This is a genomic window from Allocatelliglobosispora scoriae (assembly GCF_014204945.1).
Lineage (GTDB): Bacteria > Actinomycetota > Actinomycetes > Mycobacteriales > Micromonosporaceae > Allocatelliglobosispora > Allocatelliglobosispora scoriae.
In genome coordinates this window covers 1015289-1030159 of sequence record NZ_JACHMN010000003.1, presented here as the reverse complement: position 1 = coordinate 1030159, position 14871 = coordinate 1015289, and the positions used below count along the sequence as shown (strand labels likewise).

The window sequence follows — 14871 nt, the reverse complement described above, 5'->3', positions numbered from 1 at the left end:
ATGCGCGTCGCGTTGATCAATGAGGGCACGTACCCCTACGTGCTCGGTGGTGTCAGCACCTGGTGCGATCAGCTCGTCCGCGGGCTGACCGACATCGACTGGCACCTGGTCACCATGGTCGGTCAGGCGTCGGTGACCCCGGCCCTGACCGTCCCCGGCAACGTGGCGTCGCTGACCGCCGTACCCGTCTGGGGCAGGCCCCGGGCTCCGCGCCGCCGCTTGACCGAAGCGGCGGCGCGGATGTGCGCGGGGATGCTCGGGGACTCCCCCGAGCACCTCGCCACCTTCCGGGAGGCGCTGCGCGAGTTGGCGATGCCGCACCGGGCCGACATCCGGCCGTCCTGCCAGCGCTGTCGGGACTCCCCCATCACCTGCCCCCGGCACGGGCTCGCCGGCCGGCACCCGCTCTACGGGCTGCCGCTCGCCGAGCTCCTCCTCGACGCCTGGCACGCCGCGCAGGGCACGGGCACGCGGCCGCTGCCGCCGCTCACCCTGCGCGACGCCGACGAGGCCGCGGTCCTGATCGAGCACTCGGTACGCCCGCTGGCGGCCGTCCTGCCACCGGTGGACGTGTGCCACGCCAACGCCAACGGGCTGTCGTCCCTGGTGGCGCTGGCCGCGAAGTGGCGGTTCGGCACCCCGTTCCTGATGACGGAGCACGGCGTCTACCTGCGCGAGCGCTACCTCTCGACCGGCGACCAGTCACCGGGGGTGAAGGTGGCGCTGCTGCGGTTCCACCGGGCCCTGGCGCGGCTCGCCTACGCCGAGGCCGACCTGCTCGCCCCGGTCAGCGGCTTCAACCAGCGGTGGGAGGAGCGCCACGGCGCCGACCCCGCCCGGATCACGATCATCCCCAACGGTGTCGACCCGGAGCGTTTCCCGCCCCTGCCGGAGGAGCCGTCGACGCCGACGATCTCCTGGGTCGGTCGGATCGACCCCCTCAAGGACCTGCCCACCCTGATCAGGGCGCTCGCCGTGGTCCGGGCGCAGATACCCGACGCGCGCCTGTACCTCGCCGGACCCGTACCGGCGGGCAACACCGACTATGCCGAGATGTGCCACGAGCTCACCGCCGAGCTGGGCCTGACCGACGCCGTCACCTTCGCCGGGCCTGTGGCGAGCAGCCGCGAGGCGTTCGCGGCCGGACACGTGGCGGCGCTGTCGAGCATCTCCGAGGGCATGCCCTACACCATCGTGGAGGCGATGATGTGTGAACGCGCGACAGTCAGCACGGACGTCGGCGGAGTGGCCGAGATGGTCGGCGACGCGGGGATCGTGGTCCCGCCCCGCGACCCGGTCGCCTTCGGCGAGGCGTGCATCACGCTGCTGCGGGATCGGGAGCTGCGGCTCGATCTCGCCCGGCGCGGCCGGGAGCGGGCGCTTGCGCGCTTCACCCTGCGCCGCTGCCTCGACGCCTACCTCGAACGCTACAAGCTCCTGACGGGCGGGGCCGCATGAGCGCCGACCTGGTGCCGGTCGCACCCGCCTCGGCGCTGCTGGCCCGGCAGATGCAGGCCCGCCTCGGCTGGGCCGCCGACACCGACGAGGTCGCGGCCATCCTCGAATCGACCGGCATCAACGACCGGGTGGCCGACCGCGATTACGGCCACTCCTCCGTCTTCGCCCTGGCCCGGCAGGTCCTCGCCACCATCGGACAGCCCGACCCGCCAACGCTGCAGGGGCGCCTGCGGCTGCCGGTGACGAGCGCGATGGTGCGGGCCGGGCTCTACCTCACCCCCACCGTCGTCGCGGTCGGCTCGGCACCACTGCTCGGAACCCTCCCCTGGTACGCCACGACCGGGCTGCTCATCGCCGGCTGGGGCGCCGCGCAGTCGCTCGCCTACCTCGGCTACAGCTCCGCCAACGAGTCCGGCCGGGCCGGGGCCGCCCGGCGGCTGGCGCTCGGATTCGGGGCCCTCGCCGCCATCTGGACGACCCTGCTCGTGCTCTCCGGTGCCTCGCTCACGTCGTACCTCGTCAGCGCCGCACAGCTGGCCCTGTTCGCGGCGAACACGGCGGCGCTCGTCACCGGGATGGAGCGGCGTACGCTCGCCGTCGCCTCCGGCTGCTGGATCGCCGCCGGTGCGCTGATCGCCGGTGCCGGGAACGTCGGCGTCGCCGCGCTGGGGATCTCGCTCACCGCGATGCTCGTCGTCGCCTACCTGCCCGCCTTCGGCCGGGGCGGGTCACCGTGGCGGCCCGACCTGCGGCGTTACGCCACGGCGGCCGGGCACGGTGTCGTGGGGGCCGGGCAGGCCGTGCTCTTCGTGCTCGTCGTCCTGCAGTTGGCGGGCACCGTGGCACCGGCCGCGACCTCCGCTCCGCTGCTGGTGGGCGTACCCCTCACCGAATTGATGCTGCTGTGGCACCAGCGGCGAGTGGCCGACGGCCGCGCGCGGCTCGCGGATCGGGCCGCCTTCCGCCGCCACGTGCGGCGCGTCGGCAACGGCACCGGGCTGGCACTCGCACTGCCGCTGGTCATCGGCGCGTCCGTCGCCCTCGTCGCGGCATCGCCCGACGCCTGGGCCGTGGCCTCGTCCACCCTGCTCGCCGGGATCAACGCCCTCTGCCTGGTGCTCGTCGCCCACCGGCGGCCGATGAGCGCGACCGCGCTGGTCTGGTTCGCCGGGGCGCTGATCGGCTTCAGCACCCTCGCCATCCCGGTGCTGCTCTCGACCATGCCGGTCGCGCTCACGAAGGGCTGCGCCCTGATCCTGCTCTGCCTCTATCCGCCCGCACTGCTGGAAGCCGTCAGCGCCATGAAGGATCCCTGGAGTTATCGATGACGATGCTGATCCCGCTCTACGTCCATCCGCTCGTCGATCCGGACGCCTGGCGAGCGGTCGCCGCCGCCGGGCCGTTCGTGACCGCGATCGTCAACGTCCACAACGGGCCGGGCGGCGACCTCGACGCCTCCTATGTGGAGGCGACGGAGCTGCTGCGGGCGGCGCGGGTGCCGATGCTCGGCTATGTGGACCTCAGCTACCAGCGGCGCAGCGAGGACGAGGTCGAGCGGGACCTGGTCGCCTGGCACCGCTACCCGGTCGAGGGGATCTTCTTCGACCAGGTGCCGACCGACCCGGCCGCGCTGCTGACCGTGGCGCGGCTGACCCGCCGGACCGGCGGCATGGTCGTCCTCAACCCGGGCACCCGGCCGCACCCCGCCTACGCCCCGCTCGCAGACCTCATCTGCACCTTCGAGGGGTCCTGGGCGGCCTACCGCCACCTGCCCGACGAGCCGGACTGGCCCAACGCGGCGCACCTCATCTACGGCGTGGACAGCTGGGACCTGCCCGAGGCCCATGCCCGGATGACCCGGCTCGCCGGCGGCGGCCTCGTCACCGACCTCGACATGCCGCTGCCCTACTGCGGGGTGCCGTCCTGGCTGCGCGCGACCGCGGCGGTGCAGCGATGACCGCCCGCCGCGCGCTGCTGCCCGTCACGGCCGGGGTGACCGTGGCCGTCGCGATCTGGCTCGGTGTCACGGCGCTCGCCAACTATCCGGCGGACGACCCGGATCGGCCGGTCGTCGCAGCGACCCGACCGTCGCTGCTGGATACCGCTGCGCCGGGCACCTCCCCGTCCACCCCCGCGGCCCCCGCCGCCAGCGCCGCCGCCACCGGCGCGCCGTCCTCGGCGTCGCCCGGCGTCCGCTCGAGCGGGCCGCGCTGGCAGCCACGGGCCGGGTTGACCTGGCAGTGGCAGCTCTCCGGCAAGCTCGACCTGTCGGTGCAGGCCGACGTCTACGACCTCGACGCCTTCACCACCACGGCCGAGCAGGTCGCGACCCTGCACCGGGCCGGGCGCAGGGTGATCTGCTACGTCAACGCGGGCGCCTACGAGGAGTTCCGGCCGGACCGGCGCCGCTATCCGGCGGAGGTGCTCGGGCGCGGGCTGACCGGCTGGTCGGGCGAGCGCTGGGTCGACATCCGGCGCTGGGACCTGCTGGAACCCGTACTCACCGAGCGCTTCAGGATGTGCCGGGACAAGGGCTTCGACGCCGTGGAACCGGACAATGTGGATGCCTACGCCAACGACAGCGGGTTCCCGCTGAGCGCCGCCGACCAGCTCGCCTTCAACCGGCGGATCGCGAAGCTGGCCCACGACACCGGGCTCGCCGTCGGGCTGAAGAACGACGTCGAGCAGGCCGCCGAGCTCGCGCCGGTGATGGATTTCGCGGTCAACGAGGAGTGCGTGAAATACCGCGAGTGCTCGGAGCTGGCGGTCTTCATCGCGGCGGGCAAACCGGTCTTCCACGCCGAGTACGAGCTGCCCGCCTCGACGTTCTGCCCGGTCGCGAAGCCGCTGGGGTTCTCCTCGATCGGCAAGGAGTTCGCCCTCGGCGCCCACCGGGTCTCCTGCCCGTAACGCGGGCGCGGCGCGGCGCGGCGCGCGGCATGATCGCGTTGTTTCCCGGAAATTGGGCCCTCGGAGTGCGCGCGAGGGGACTGTTTCCGGGAAACAACGCGATCACGGCTCGTCGGACCAGAAGAAGAGCACCCCGTTGATGGTCACCGATGACCGGGGGTCGCACCGTCGCACGTCGCGGCGGCCGTCCATGCGCCTCGGCCAGTACTCGATCTCCAGCTGACGATCCGTGGACTTGCCCGTCGTGATGTTGCGGCACCGGACGAATCCGCTGCCCGGGGCGGTGACCGCGACACCGGGCGAGCCGTGCTGGGCGAGTTTGCCGCCGATCCGCCTGCGCCATCCCCACAGGGGAATCGTCCCCTGCATCGACAGCACGTCGTTCGGCCCCAGCGGGCCCTGCGCCAGCCAGCTCAGCTCCAGTGATCCGCTGAGCCTCGGCTTGTTGCGAAGCCACACGAGAACCACGACGAGCAGCAGGATCGCCGCGACGGCGATGGCGATCTCGCCCAGTCGCAGCAACGCGGGACGATCAGCGGCCAGGTCCGCCATGCCGAGCCAGATCCTCAATCCTCAGCCCTCCCCTTCGAGTGATCGCGTCCACACACCGCTCGCCGCCACAGCGGGAACGACCGCCTGGCTCACCCGGAGCGCCGCGGCGGCGCGGCGCAGATCGAGCTGGGCACGAACGGCGAGGTAGGCGTGGAATTCCGTCGCCGGCCGCGAGCGGTCCCGGGCCGGCTCGGCCAGCAGGCGGAGGCACTCCGCGTAGTGGTCGCTCGCAGCGTCGGGGTGGTCGGAGGCGAGCGCCCAGAAGACGTGGTCCAGCAGCAGCCCCACCCGCTCCGGGCGCTGGACCGACGGCCACCGCCACAGGGCGGCGACCAGCTGGCTCGTCAGACACCCCGCCTGATAGCAGCGGATCCAGTGGGCGGCGAGCTCACCCGGCTGGTCCAGGCGCCGCACGGCGGATTCGAACTCCCTCATCGACAGGACCGTCGAGGAGGCCACCGTCATCTCCCGCCAGTCCGGAGGCAGCGAGTCGACTCCGAAGAGGTCCCTCGCGGCGGCCGCGCCGATCGCTCGGACGACAGGGTTCTGCGCGTTGCGGATCCCACCCGCGGGAGCCATGGCGATCGCGATCCGCAACGCGGAGTCGCTGTGCGACAGCCCCCGGCCCGGAACGCCGAACACCAGCTCGACCAGCCGTCCCAGCAGCGAGTCGGCCACGGTCACATTCGACAGGGACGGAAGGACGGCCTGCACCGCCCGTCCGTAGCGCCCAGCCTGCTCGTCGTCCGCGTCGATGGCGAACTGCCGCTGCTTGCCGTTGGCGATGACGCTGAGGATGTCCGCGTAGGCTTGCAGCTCGGGCGGCAGCGCCGCGTCCTCGGCGACGATGCGGCCGATGTCGTCGCGCCAGTCCGTCGCCTGGTCCACCAGTGCGACCGACTTGGCGAAGAGATGGCGCAGCACGTGGGCGAGGCCGCCGGATCTGCCCGCGGCGAGGAGCACCGCGGCGACCTGCCGGGGTCCGGCCGCAGCCAGCGCCGCCGCCTCCACCGCCGTGATCTCCGGACCGCCGAGAATCGCCGCCGCGAAGGGGCGGAGTTCCGCCGGCCCACCGGGGCGACCGGCTCCGAGCCACTCGGCCCAGGCCTGCAGCTCCTCCTGACCGATCCGGTCGGAGACCGCGAGTGACCCGAGCAGCTCCGCGCAGAGTCCCGGGTCCGTGCTCATCACCGCCTGCAGCTCGGCCCAGTCCGCCGGTGGACCGTCGAGCAGGACGAGCAGCCGGACGACGATGGTCACCACCGGGGTACCGACTCGTCTGCGGTCCTCGCGGGCGGTGGACGCGAGCCCGATCAACAGCCGCTCGGCCATTCCCAGCCCTTGCGCGATCTCCCAGTAGCGGCTCAGCACCTGCTCGTCCGGGCCCACGATGATCCGATCGACCAACTCCTCGAACACGACGTTGGGAAGCTCGGACTCCAGCCGGCCGATGTATTCGAGGTCGTGCCGGTCCCCTCGGTTCGCCAGGTAGGTGACGAACTCCCGCCACTGCTCCCGGCCGAGGCTGCTCATCGAACCGGTGATGATCGCGTTGCGTACCTCCATCAGCGTCGCCCGCTCCTCGACTATGTTGAGCCACACGATCAAGGGCCCGGCCAGCTCGACCACCACGCCCACGACTGTCGCCTGATCGCCGAAGGACAGCGGCTGTCGCGTCTCACGCAGCAGCCGGACGACTTCGGCCGCATCGCCGGTGGCATCGCGCAGGGCCCGCAGGCAGCGGAAGTACTCCTCACCGTGCCGGGTCAGAAACGGCGGAACGACGCTGTCGCGGAGTTGGTCCCGCCAGGTGACCTGCCGATGCGACGGATCACCGGCTATGCCCAGGCCCAGCCGGATGTCGTGATTCGTCCGCGGCGAGGTGTGCGTCGCGGCGACCAGGTCCGCGCGCAGGCCGTAGGGCAGCAGTGAGGCGACCGTCTCCAGGAACATGATGCGGTCGCGAAGCCCGCGCTGAACCGCTCCGTTCACCGCCACGGGCGCGCCGTCCACGAGCAGTGCGGCGACTCGGGCGTACTCCTCGAAGCTCTCCTGGAGCCGGGTGGACATCCACTGACGATCCTGGGGCTCAGGCAGTTCGAAGCGCACCGGATCGCCGGGCGGTGGCGACACCTCGTGTCCGAGGAGGTGGAGCTCGTCATATCCCAGCCCGACCTCGGCCGCGGCGGCGAAGTCCATGTCCAGGTAGCGCAGCACGCTGATCGGCGCACGGGCGGCGTTCAGGATCGGCGGCGGCGGGGGCCATCTCACGATGGCGAGGCCCATCCTCGCCCCCAGGAAGTCAGAGATCGCGCCGCCGAAGACCACCCACGGTGCGGCTTCCTCGTCGGACGCGCGGTACTCCGGGCTGCCCGGCGCCATCCGACGGGTGATCCAATCGAGCTCCGCCTGGTGGTGAGCCGTGCTCCGATCGGTCCTGACCGTGAAACCGACCGCGCCCCGCTCCTGGTCGCGTACCGCCCGGCGCCACTCGAACTCTCCCACCATCGCCTACCGTTCCACGGTCTCGGCGTAGGGCATCGCCAGCCAGATGAGCGGTTCGAGAACGTTGACGGGGCGGACCAGGCCTCGAATCGACTTTCCATCGGCCTCGACATTGGCGTGATCGTTGGCGTCGAACGACTCACCGGGCCGGACGTAGAAACCGGTCGCCGAGGTCACGAAGTATCGCACCCGCTCCGGATCGAAGCTGTTGCGAATGGCGGCGAAGACGTCATCGGCGCCGTGCTGCCGACAGATCCACCGCAGGTAGTCGACGGCATCGACATCGGAGACGCGCGGAGTCCGGGTGTCGTCGGGCCCCTGGGTGCCGAATCCCCCGACACAGCCCTGGTTGTAGACCTCGGTCTCGTCGTACTTCGTCACGCAGACGGCGATCCGGTGCGGCAGGTAGTTGCGCGCCCGGAGCATGTTCTCCTCCTGCGCCCACCTCCTCAGCAGTCGAAGGAACCTCGTCTGGTAGCTGCGATTCGATCGTTCCCGCCGGATCTCCGCCACCGGGTCGAAGACGTAGACCAGACCGTCCGCGTCGGCGAGCGCACTCAGGCGCTGGTCGTCCTCCGGTCGAACGTCGACGAAGTGCCGGTAGTCGTCACCCGGCCGATCGAGCAGCTCGATCCTCGCGATCAGGTCCCGCGTCGCCACCGGCGGGACCGGTCCCCGCAGCCGCCGTTGCCACCACGTGCGACGGGGGCCCGGCACCGGGACGGTCCCGCGGAGGTTCAGCCGCACCCGCGTCTCCCCGTCGAGATCCGGGTCGGGCAGCAGGCGGTCCTCCTGGAGCAGCTTGCCCAACTCGGCGTAGATTCCCGGCTCCGGGTCGGTCCCGCCGGGCAGTGCCTGCCAGGTCCCGCCGTCGACCTCGACGAACTGCGTGACGCACGCCGCGGCGGCCAGGGTGCTCTTTCCGGCGTGCGGCCCGCCCCACAGGACGATGCGGCGCCACGATGGGAGCCCATCCTGATTCACGTCCGCCACCTCATTTCTCGTGTCCGCGAAGAACTGACGGACGTGAAACGGGTGTGGGCGCCGCATTCATGGATGACAATCGACAATTGTGCGCGGCGATCTTACAAAACTCATGCACCCTTCGGCCTACTGCACTCGGCCTGGCCGGTCGCTAACCTGCGACGCGTGCCCCTGAAGCAAGTCCCCTATGACGACGCCGAGCTGCGCTACAAGCGCAACCGCCGAAGCCAGATCACGATCATCGTCTTGACGTTCGGCATTCTCGCCGTGCTGACAGTCCCGTCCCTGCTGCTGTTCCTCGCGGCGGACCGCGGGCAGCAGCAGTCCGTGCTGCCACCGCCCCCGCCGGCCGAGGGCCGCCCGATCGACGCCACCGGCATCGACATAGCGCACTGGATCGACACCCATAGCGGACTCCTCAGCGCCGTCCTGAGCACGGCCGCACTCCTGGTGGCGATCCTGCAGCTCCGACAGGGGCGCAAGCGCCCAGACCGCGGCGTCTGAACCCCACCGTCCCGGACGGGAACGGGCGACGCCTGGACACTATGCCGAAAGGCCGGCGAGTTCGGGGTAGCGCTCGAAAGCCTGGCGGGTCTCCGGCTGCACGAGCAACCGCGCGGCCCGCGGTGACTTCAAGATCTCCACCATGTGTACGCGCACCGACTGAAACGGGTACCGCCGGACCGCCCGCAGGATCTCCTCCGCATGCGAGCTGGCCGGATCCCGATCGCGCAGCATGGCGTAACGGATGGCGAGCTGGCTGAGCGACACCCAGGCGTCCTGCCGGCCGGAGGCGCACACGTCGCGATTGAGCCCGCAGACCGCGATCGTCGCCGTGCCCTTCGCGTCGCGCGCCTCGAACAGCCCGGTGCTCGGCGAGAGCGCCATGTGCTCGACCGGGTCGTCGACCGTCGGGTCGATCAGCAGCGGGGTCCCGTCCGCATCGAGGGGGAACGCCGTCCGCTTGTGGTTGCTGTTGCAGTGCGAGCAGGCGAGCAGGTAGTTGCCCCACACGAAGGCGTGCAGCGGATAGGCGGACTTAGGACGGAAATGCTCGATGTCCGTGCCCTGGCCGTCCTCGCAGTACATGCACCGCTGCAGTCCGGTGCTCATCGCGGCGAGCACACCCTGGATGGACCGCTTGGTGCCGATGGGCAGCCGCTTCCAGAGCGCCACCGCCCGATCCGCCCGCTGCTTGCCGGGCGGCAGCCGCCGGATCTCCTCCGTGTTCGAGCTGAGCTTGACCAGAGCGGCCTGCGGCAGTGCGAAGCGGCTAATCCTCCGCACCGCGGGACCCGCCTGTGAGCCGGTTGAGCGCATCGGCGACGTCGGCCGAGACCGTCCGCGGCAGCTTCCCCCGCAGCGTCTCCAGCCGCTCCTCCTGGCTGTCGGTCATCTCGTCGCTGGTCGCGATCGCCTCCAGCGCCGCGACCTCGTCCCGGAGCTCGGCGGCGGGCCGTGAATAGGGCGACTCCATGCCGAAGAGGTCGGTGATGACGGCATCGTCGACCGAGCCGTTCACCACCCGGTTGAACAGCTCCCCGGTCACGATGACGGCGGGCCGGTCCTCCCGCGGCGACGGGAGGAGCACCAGGCCGCGCTCGTCCGCCGCCTGGCAGATGAACGGGCTGTGGGTGCTGACGATGAACTGGATGTTCGGGAAGTGCTCCTTGAGCCAGAACCCGATCTGCTGCTGCCAGGAGATGTGCATGTGCAGGTCGATCTCGTCGATCAGCACCACACCGGAGTGCAGGATGCGGACCCGACCGCCGTTCTCGGTGAAGTCCAGCGTGCCGAAGGCCTGCAGGAGCTGCTTGGCGATGTCGAGGACGAGGGCCGCGACGGTGCGGTAGCCGTCGCTGAGGATCCGCAGCGGCAGCTCCTCGCGCTGGGGCGGTCGAACCCAGAGCCCGTCGGAGGTGATCCGGGTGACCCGCATGCCCTCGGGGAGCAGACCGTCGTTGAGCAGCCCGATCATCGCCCGTTCGACGAGAGCCGCATCGGCGTCGCCCTCGAGCCGGCGGAGGTAGATCTGCTGCAGCCAGGGTACCGAGTCGGCGAGGGACATCTCGTCCCAGAAGAGATTGGCGAGGTTGGCGAGCCGCCCCGCGGCGACCGATGACCGCGACCCGTCGAAAGCAGCCTGCGGCAGCCGCCGGAAGGGACCGTAGCCGGCGCTGAACCACCCATGCGGGTTCGGCGCCCACGGACCGGTCTGAGTCATCTCATGAGCCACCTCGTTGCGGGCTATCAGCGACCTGAGCCCGGACGACGAGGGGTCGGGGTAGAGGCCCAGCACCCGGAGCGGCTCAGGCCCGCGGGCGTCCCGCATCCAGGTCATGCTGACCCATGGACGGTCGACACCCTCCGATCCGTCGCTGCTCAGGTACTGGTCGTCGCGTCCGCGACGCAGGCGGGCCGTGACGGTGGCCGTGGTCCCGCCCTCATGGATCCAGTCGGTGAAGGAGCTCTGCAGCTTGCCGGTCACCTCCGGACCGGCAACGGCCAGCGCGATGGCCTGCAGCAGTGTCGACTTGCCCGCGCCGTTGCGCCCGGCCAGCACGATCCATCGCGGCAGCGAACCGTCGCGGCGGGTGAAGTCCAGGTTGAGTCCCTGCGGACCGTCCCGGAAGCCCTTGATGTTCTCGAGCTCGACCTGACTGATGTGCATGGCGACCGACTACTCCTCGATGGTCGGCTCGCTGTCGAGACGACGACGAGCCGACCTCCACGATAGGACCAACTCTTCAAGAGTTGCGACGATCTTGGCGCGACGGCCCGAACGCAGGCGCCGGAGCCGAGCCTGGGCCTGCCCCGGGCCGGGGCCTGGGGCCTGGGTCGGGCCGGGGGGCGTCGGGCTTCAGCTGCCGAGCTTGTCGAGGCCCGCCCGGCGCAGGGCGTCGGCGAGCGCGCCGGACGGCTCGTCGCGCTTGGGCTGCTGCCCCGGCCGACCACCGCCCTGGCGCTGCTGCTGACCGCCACCGCCGCCGCGCTGCTGACCTCCGCCACCGCTGCGCGGCGGGCCGCCGGGACGGCCGCTGCCGCCGCCCTCGCGGGTGCGCTGGGCATTACCCGCGGCGGCCGTGTGGTCGTCGTCGAGCCGGAGCGTCAGCGAGATCCGCTTGCGCGGTACGTCGACCTCGAGCACCTTGACCCGCACGATGTCACCGGAGCGCACCACGTCCCGCGGGTCCTTGACGAACGTGTGCGACAGCGCCGACACGTGCACCAGCCCGTCCTGGTGCACGCCGATGTCGATGAACGCCCCGAACGCCGCCACGTTGGTGACCACGCCCTCCAGCAGCATGCCGGGCTTGAGGTCGTTCATCGTCTCGACGCCGTCGGCGAAGGTCGCGGTCTTGAAGGCCGGACGCGGGTCTCGACCCGGCTTGTCCAGCTCCTTGAGGATGTCGGTGATCGTCGGGATGCCGAAGGTCTCGTCGGCGAACTCCTGCGGCTTCAGCTTCGTCAGCACCGCCGTGTTGCCGATCAGCCCGGTGAGGTCGCCGTTGGTGGCGGCCGCGGCGATCTTGCGTACCACAGGATAGGCCTCGGGGTGCACGGAGCTGGCGTCGAGCGGGTCTTCCCCACCCGGGATCCGCAGGAAGCCGGCGCACTGCTCGAAGGCCTTGGGGCCGAGCCGCGCCACGTCCTTGATCGCCTTGCGGGTCCGGAAGGGACCGTTGGCGTCGCGGTGCGCGACGATGTTCTCGGCGAGTCCGGCGGTGATGCCGGAGACCCGGCCGAGCAGCGGCGCGGAGGCGGTGTTGACGTCGACACCGACGGCGTTGACGCAGTCCTCGACCACCGCGTCGAGCGAGCGGGAGAGCTTGCCCTCGGCGAGGTCGTGCTGGTACTGCCCCACGCCGATCGACTTCGGATCGATCTTGACCAGCTCGGCGAGCGGGTCCTGCAGCCGACGGGCGATCGAGACCGCACCGCGCAGCGACACGTCCATGCCCGGCAGCTCCTGCGAGGCGTAGGCGGAGGCCGAGTAGACCGACGCGCCCGCCTCGGAGACGACGACCTTCGTGAGGTTGAGCTGCGGGAACGTCTTGATCAGGTCACCGGCGAGCTTGTCGGTCTCCCGCGAGGCGGTGCCGTTGCCGATCGCGATCAGGTCGACCTTGTGCAGGTCGGCGAGGCGCGCGAGCACGGCGATCGACTGGTCCCACTGCCGCCGCGGCTCGTGCGGATAGATCGTCTCGGTCGCGACCACCTTGCCCGTCGCGTCGACGACGGCGACCTTCACGCCGGTCCGCAGGCCCGGGTCGAGCCCCATCGTCGCGCGGGTGCCGGCGGGCGCGGCGAGCAGCAGGTCCCGCAGGTTGGTGGCGAAGACCCGCACGGCCTCGTCCTCCGCGGCCTGCCAGAGGCGCCCGCGCAGGTCGATGCTCAGGTGCACCAGGATCCGGGTACGCCAGGCCCAGCGCACGGTGTCGATGAGCCACTTGTCGGCGGCGCGCCCCCGGTCGCCGATGCCGAACTTCTGGGCCACGAGCAGCTCGAAGCTGCTCAGCCCCACCACCGGGTTCTCGGGGTCGACGGGCTCCGGCTCCAGCGAGAGGTCGAGGATCTCCTCCTTGGCACCTCGGTACATCGCCAGCACCCGGTGCGACGGCAGCTTCGTGAAGGGCTCGGCGAAGTCGAAGTAGTCGGAGAACTTCGCCCCGGCCTCGGCCTTGCCGGTGGCGACCTTGGAGACGAGCCGTCCCTTCGACCACATCTGCTCACGCAGCGTGCCGACGAGGTCGGCGTCCTCGGCGAAACGCTCGATGAGGATCGACCGGGCACCGTCGAGGGCTGCGGCGATGTCGGCGACGCCCCTGTCGGCGTCCACATAGGCGGCAGCCGTGTCCTGCGGGTTCAGCGTCGGGTCGGCGTGCAGGGCGTCGGCGAGCGGCTCCAGTCCGGCCTCGCGGGCGATCATCGCCTTCGTCCGCCGCTTGGGCTTGTAGGGCAGGTAGATGTCCTCCAGGCGGGCCTTGGAGTCGGCCGCCCAGATCTGCGCCTCCAGGGCCTCGTCGAGCTTGCCCTGCGACTTGATCGACTCGAGGATGGCGGTACGCCGCTCCTCCATCTCGCGCAGGTAGCGAAGCCGCTCCTCCAACGTCCGCAGCTGCGTGTCGTCGAGCATCTCGGTCACTTCTTTGCGGTAGCGCGCGATGAACGGCACGGTCGCCCCGCCGTCGAGGAGCTCGACTGCCGCGTTCACCTGGCGCTCGCGTACGCCGAGTTCCTCGGCGATCCGCGCACTGATGGAGGTCGTCACGGGGTGCCATTGTGCCGGGCGGCCGCCGGTCACCGCGCGCCGCCCCGCCGAAGTCCCCCGATCACGTTGCCGGCATCCCCGTCCCGCCGCAGGCCACCCCCTTAGGACCAACTCTTCAAGAGTTGCGGCTTTGGGGGGTGGGTCCGCGCGGCGGACGTCGACCGCGCGCCTGAGCCGGCAGCCCCGCGCGGTCAGGGCGCGCCTCTTAGCACCAACTCTTGAAGAGTTGGTGCTAAGAGCGCCGCAGCAGGTCCTCCAGGGCCGGGGCGAGGTCGGGGTAGGCGAAGGTGAAGCCTTCGGAGAGCAGCTTCTCCGGGACGCCGCGGCGGCCGAGCAGCGCCAGTTCCGGATCCGTGCGCAGCAGCACCGCGCCGAGGCGGAGCAGCGGCTCGGGGCTCGCCAGCCCGATCGGCCGGCGCAGGGCGTTGCGCAGCGCGGCCATCAGCTCGGCGTTGCGCACCGGGCGCGGGCTGGTCGCGTTGACGACGCCGGAGATCGCCGGGTCGTCGAGGGCACGCAGCACGATCGCGAGCAGGTCGTCGATGTGCAGCCAGCTCACCCACTGGCGGCCGGTCCCCCAGCGGCCGCCGAGACCCGCCCGGACCAGCGTGGCGAGCATGTCGAGGGCGTGGCTGTCGCGGTCGAGCACGATCCCGGTCCGCAGCACGACCTGCCGATCGGCCCGAACGCCCTCGGCCGCCGCCTCCCACGGCCGGGCCACCCCGGCCATCTGCGCCGGACCGTCCGCGACCGGCGCGGTCTCGGCGATCGGCCGGTCGCCGCCGTCGCCGTAGATCGCCATCGTGGACATCTGCACCCAGACCGGCGGCGCGACCGCCACCAGGGCCGCCGCCTCGGCGAGTGCCCGGGTCGGCTCGACGCGGGAGCTGGTGAGCAGGGCGATGTTGGCGGCCGTCGGCCGGTCCCCGACGAGCCGCCCGGCCAGGTTGACCACGGCGGCGCCGGAGAGCTCGTCGGCCCACTCCCCGACCGTCACGCCATCCCAGGCCACCTGGCGGTGCGCGGCACCCGGCCGCACCGTGCGCGTCAGCACGACCACCTCGTCGCCGCGCGCGGCGAGCACGTCCGCGATCCGCCGCCCCAGCGAACCGGATCCACCGGCCAGCACGACCTTCACGTCACCCTCCTCAGGTTGAGCACTCGCTCAATTCGAAGCGTACGCCCACTTG

The 14871-nt window shown here is 71.4% G+C and carries 12 protein-coding genes; 5 read left to right on the top strand and 7 right to left on the bottom strand.

What is annotated here, in order from left to right:
• From pelF to F4553_RS31130, 4 genes are read left to right on the top strand one after another with little or no spacing between them, the layout of a single operon-like run.
• Entirely contained in the window at positions 1-1458 is a 1458-nt protein-coding gene (gene pelF / locus F4553_RS31145; RefSeq protein ID WP_184843183.1) for a GT4 family glycosyltransferase PelF, read from the top strand.
• The gene (locus F4553_RS31140) at positions 1455-2786 is read left to right on the top strand and encodes a hypothetical protein (protein ID WP_184843181.1); all 1332 of its coding nucleotides are present in this window, start codon (positions 1455-1457) and stop codon (positions 2784-2786) included. The genes pelF and F4553_RS31140 overlap by 4 nt, the downstream gene beginning before the upstream one ends.
• A complete protein-coding gene (locus F4553_RS31135; protein ID WP_184843179.1) occupies positions 2783-3415 on the top strand; it encodes a spherulation-specific family 4 protein in 633 nt (210 codons plus the stop codon). Before F4553_RS31140 ends, F4553_RS31135 begins: the two co-directional genes overlap by 4 nt.
• Entirely contained in the window at positions 3412-4368 is a 957-nt protein-coding gene (locus F4553_RS31130) for an endo alpha-1,4 polygalactosaminidase (RefSeq protein WP_184843177.1), read from the top strand. The genes F4553_RS31135 and F4553_RS31130 overlap by 4 nt, the downstream gene beginning before the upstream one ends.
• Before the next feature lie 102 nt (positions 4369-4470).
• Here the strand turns inward: F4553_RS31130 and F4553_RS31125 are convergent, their stop codons facing one another.
• From F4553_RS31125 to F4553_RS31115, 3 genes are read right to left on the bottom strand one after another with little or no spacing between them, the layout of a single operon-like run.
• On the bottom strand, positions 4471-4920 hold the full coding sequence (locus tag F4553_RS31125; RefSeq protein WP_184843175.1) for a hypothetical protein: 450 nt from the start codon (positions 4918-4920) through the stop codon (positions 4471-4473).
• 21 nt (positions 4921-4941) lie between these two features.
• The gene (locus tag F4553_RS31120; protein WP_184843173.1) at positions 4942-7425 is read right to left on the bottom strand and encodes a hypothetical protein; all 2484 of its coding nucleotides are present in this window, start codon (positions 7423-7425) and stop codon (positions 4942-4944) included.
• 6 nt (positions 7426-7431) lie between these two features.
• Positions 7432-8409: a P-loop NTPase family protein gene (locus tag F4553_RS31115; RefSeq protein ID WP_184843171.1), complete on the bottom strand. Its 978-nt coding sequence runs from the start codon at positions 8407-8409 to the stop codon at positions 7432-7434.
• Between the two features lie 165 nt (positions 8410-8574).
• On the opposite strand from F4553_RS31115, the gene F4553_RS31110 reads away from it, so the two are divergent.
• On the top strand, positions 8575-8913 hold the full coding sequence (locus F4553_RS31110; RefSeq protein ID WP_184843169.1) for a hypothetical protein: 339 nt from the start codon (positions 8575-8577) through the stop codon (positions 8911-8913).
• A gap of 39 nt (positions 8914-8952) precedes the next feature.
• Here the strand turns inward: F4553_RS31110 and F4553_RS31105 are convergent, their stop codons facing one another.
• From F4553_RS31105 to F4553_RS31090, 4 genes are all read right to left on the bottom strand, one after another.
• Complete coding sequence (locus F4553_RS31105) at positions 8953-9696, bottom strand: HNH endonuclease family protein (protein WP_184843167.1); 744 nt, start codon at positions 9694-9696, stop codon at positions 8953-8955.
• Positions 9683-11080: an AAA family ATPase gene (locus F4553_RS31100; protein WP_184843165.1), complete on the bottom strand. Its 1398-nt coding sequence runs from the start codon at positions 11078-11080 to the stop codon at positions 9683-9685. The genes F4553_RS31105 and F4553_RS31100 overlap by 14 nt, the downstream gene beginning before the upstream one ends.
• A 189-nt stretch (positions 11081-11269) precedes the next feature.
• A complete protein-coding gene (locus tag F4553_RS31095; RefSeq protein WP_184843163.1) occupies positions 11270-13681 on the bottom strand; it encodes a Tex family protein in 2412 nt (803 codons plus the stop codon).
• 232 nt (positions 13682-13913) lie between these two features.
• Positions 13914-14819, bottom strand: coding sequence for a TIGR01777 family oxidoreductase (locus F4553_RS31090; RefSeq protein WP_184843161.1), 906 nt, complete (start codon positions 14817-14819; stop codon positions 13914-13916).
• Between the last annotated feature and the right edge of the window lie 52 nt (positions 14820-14871).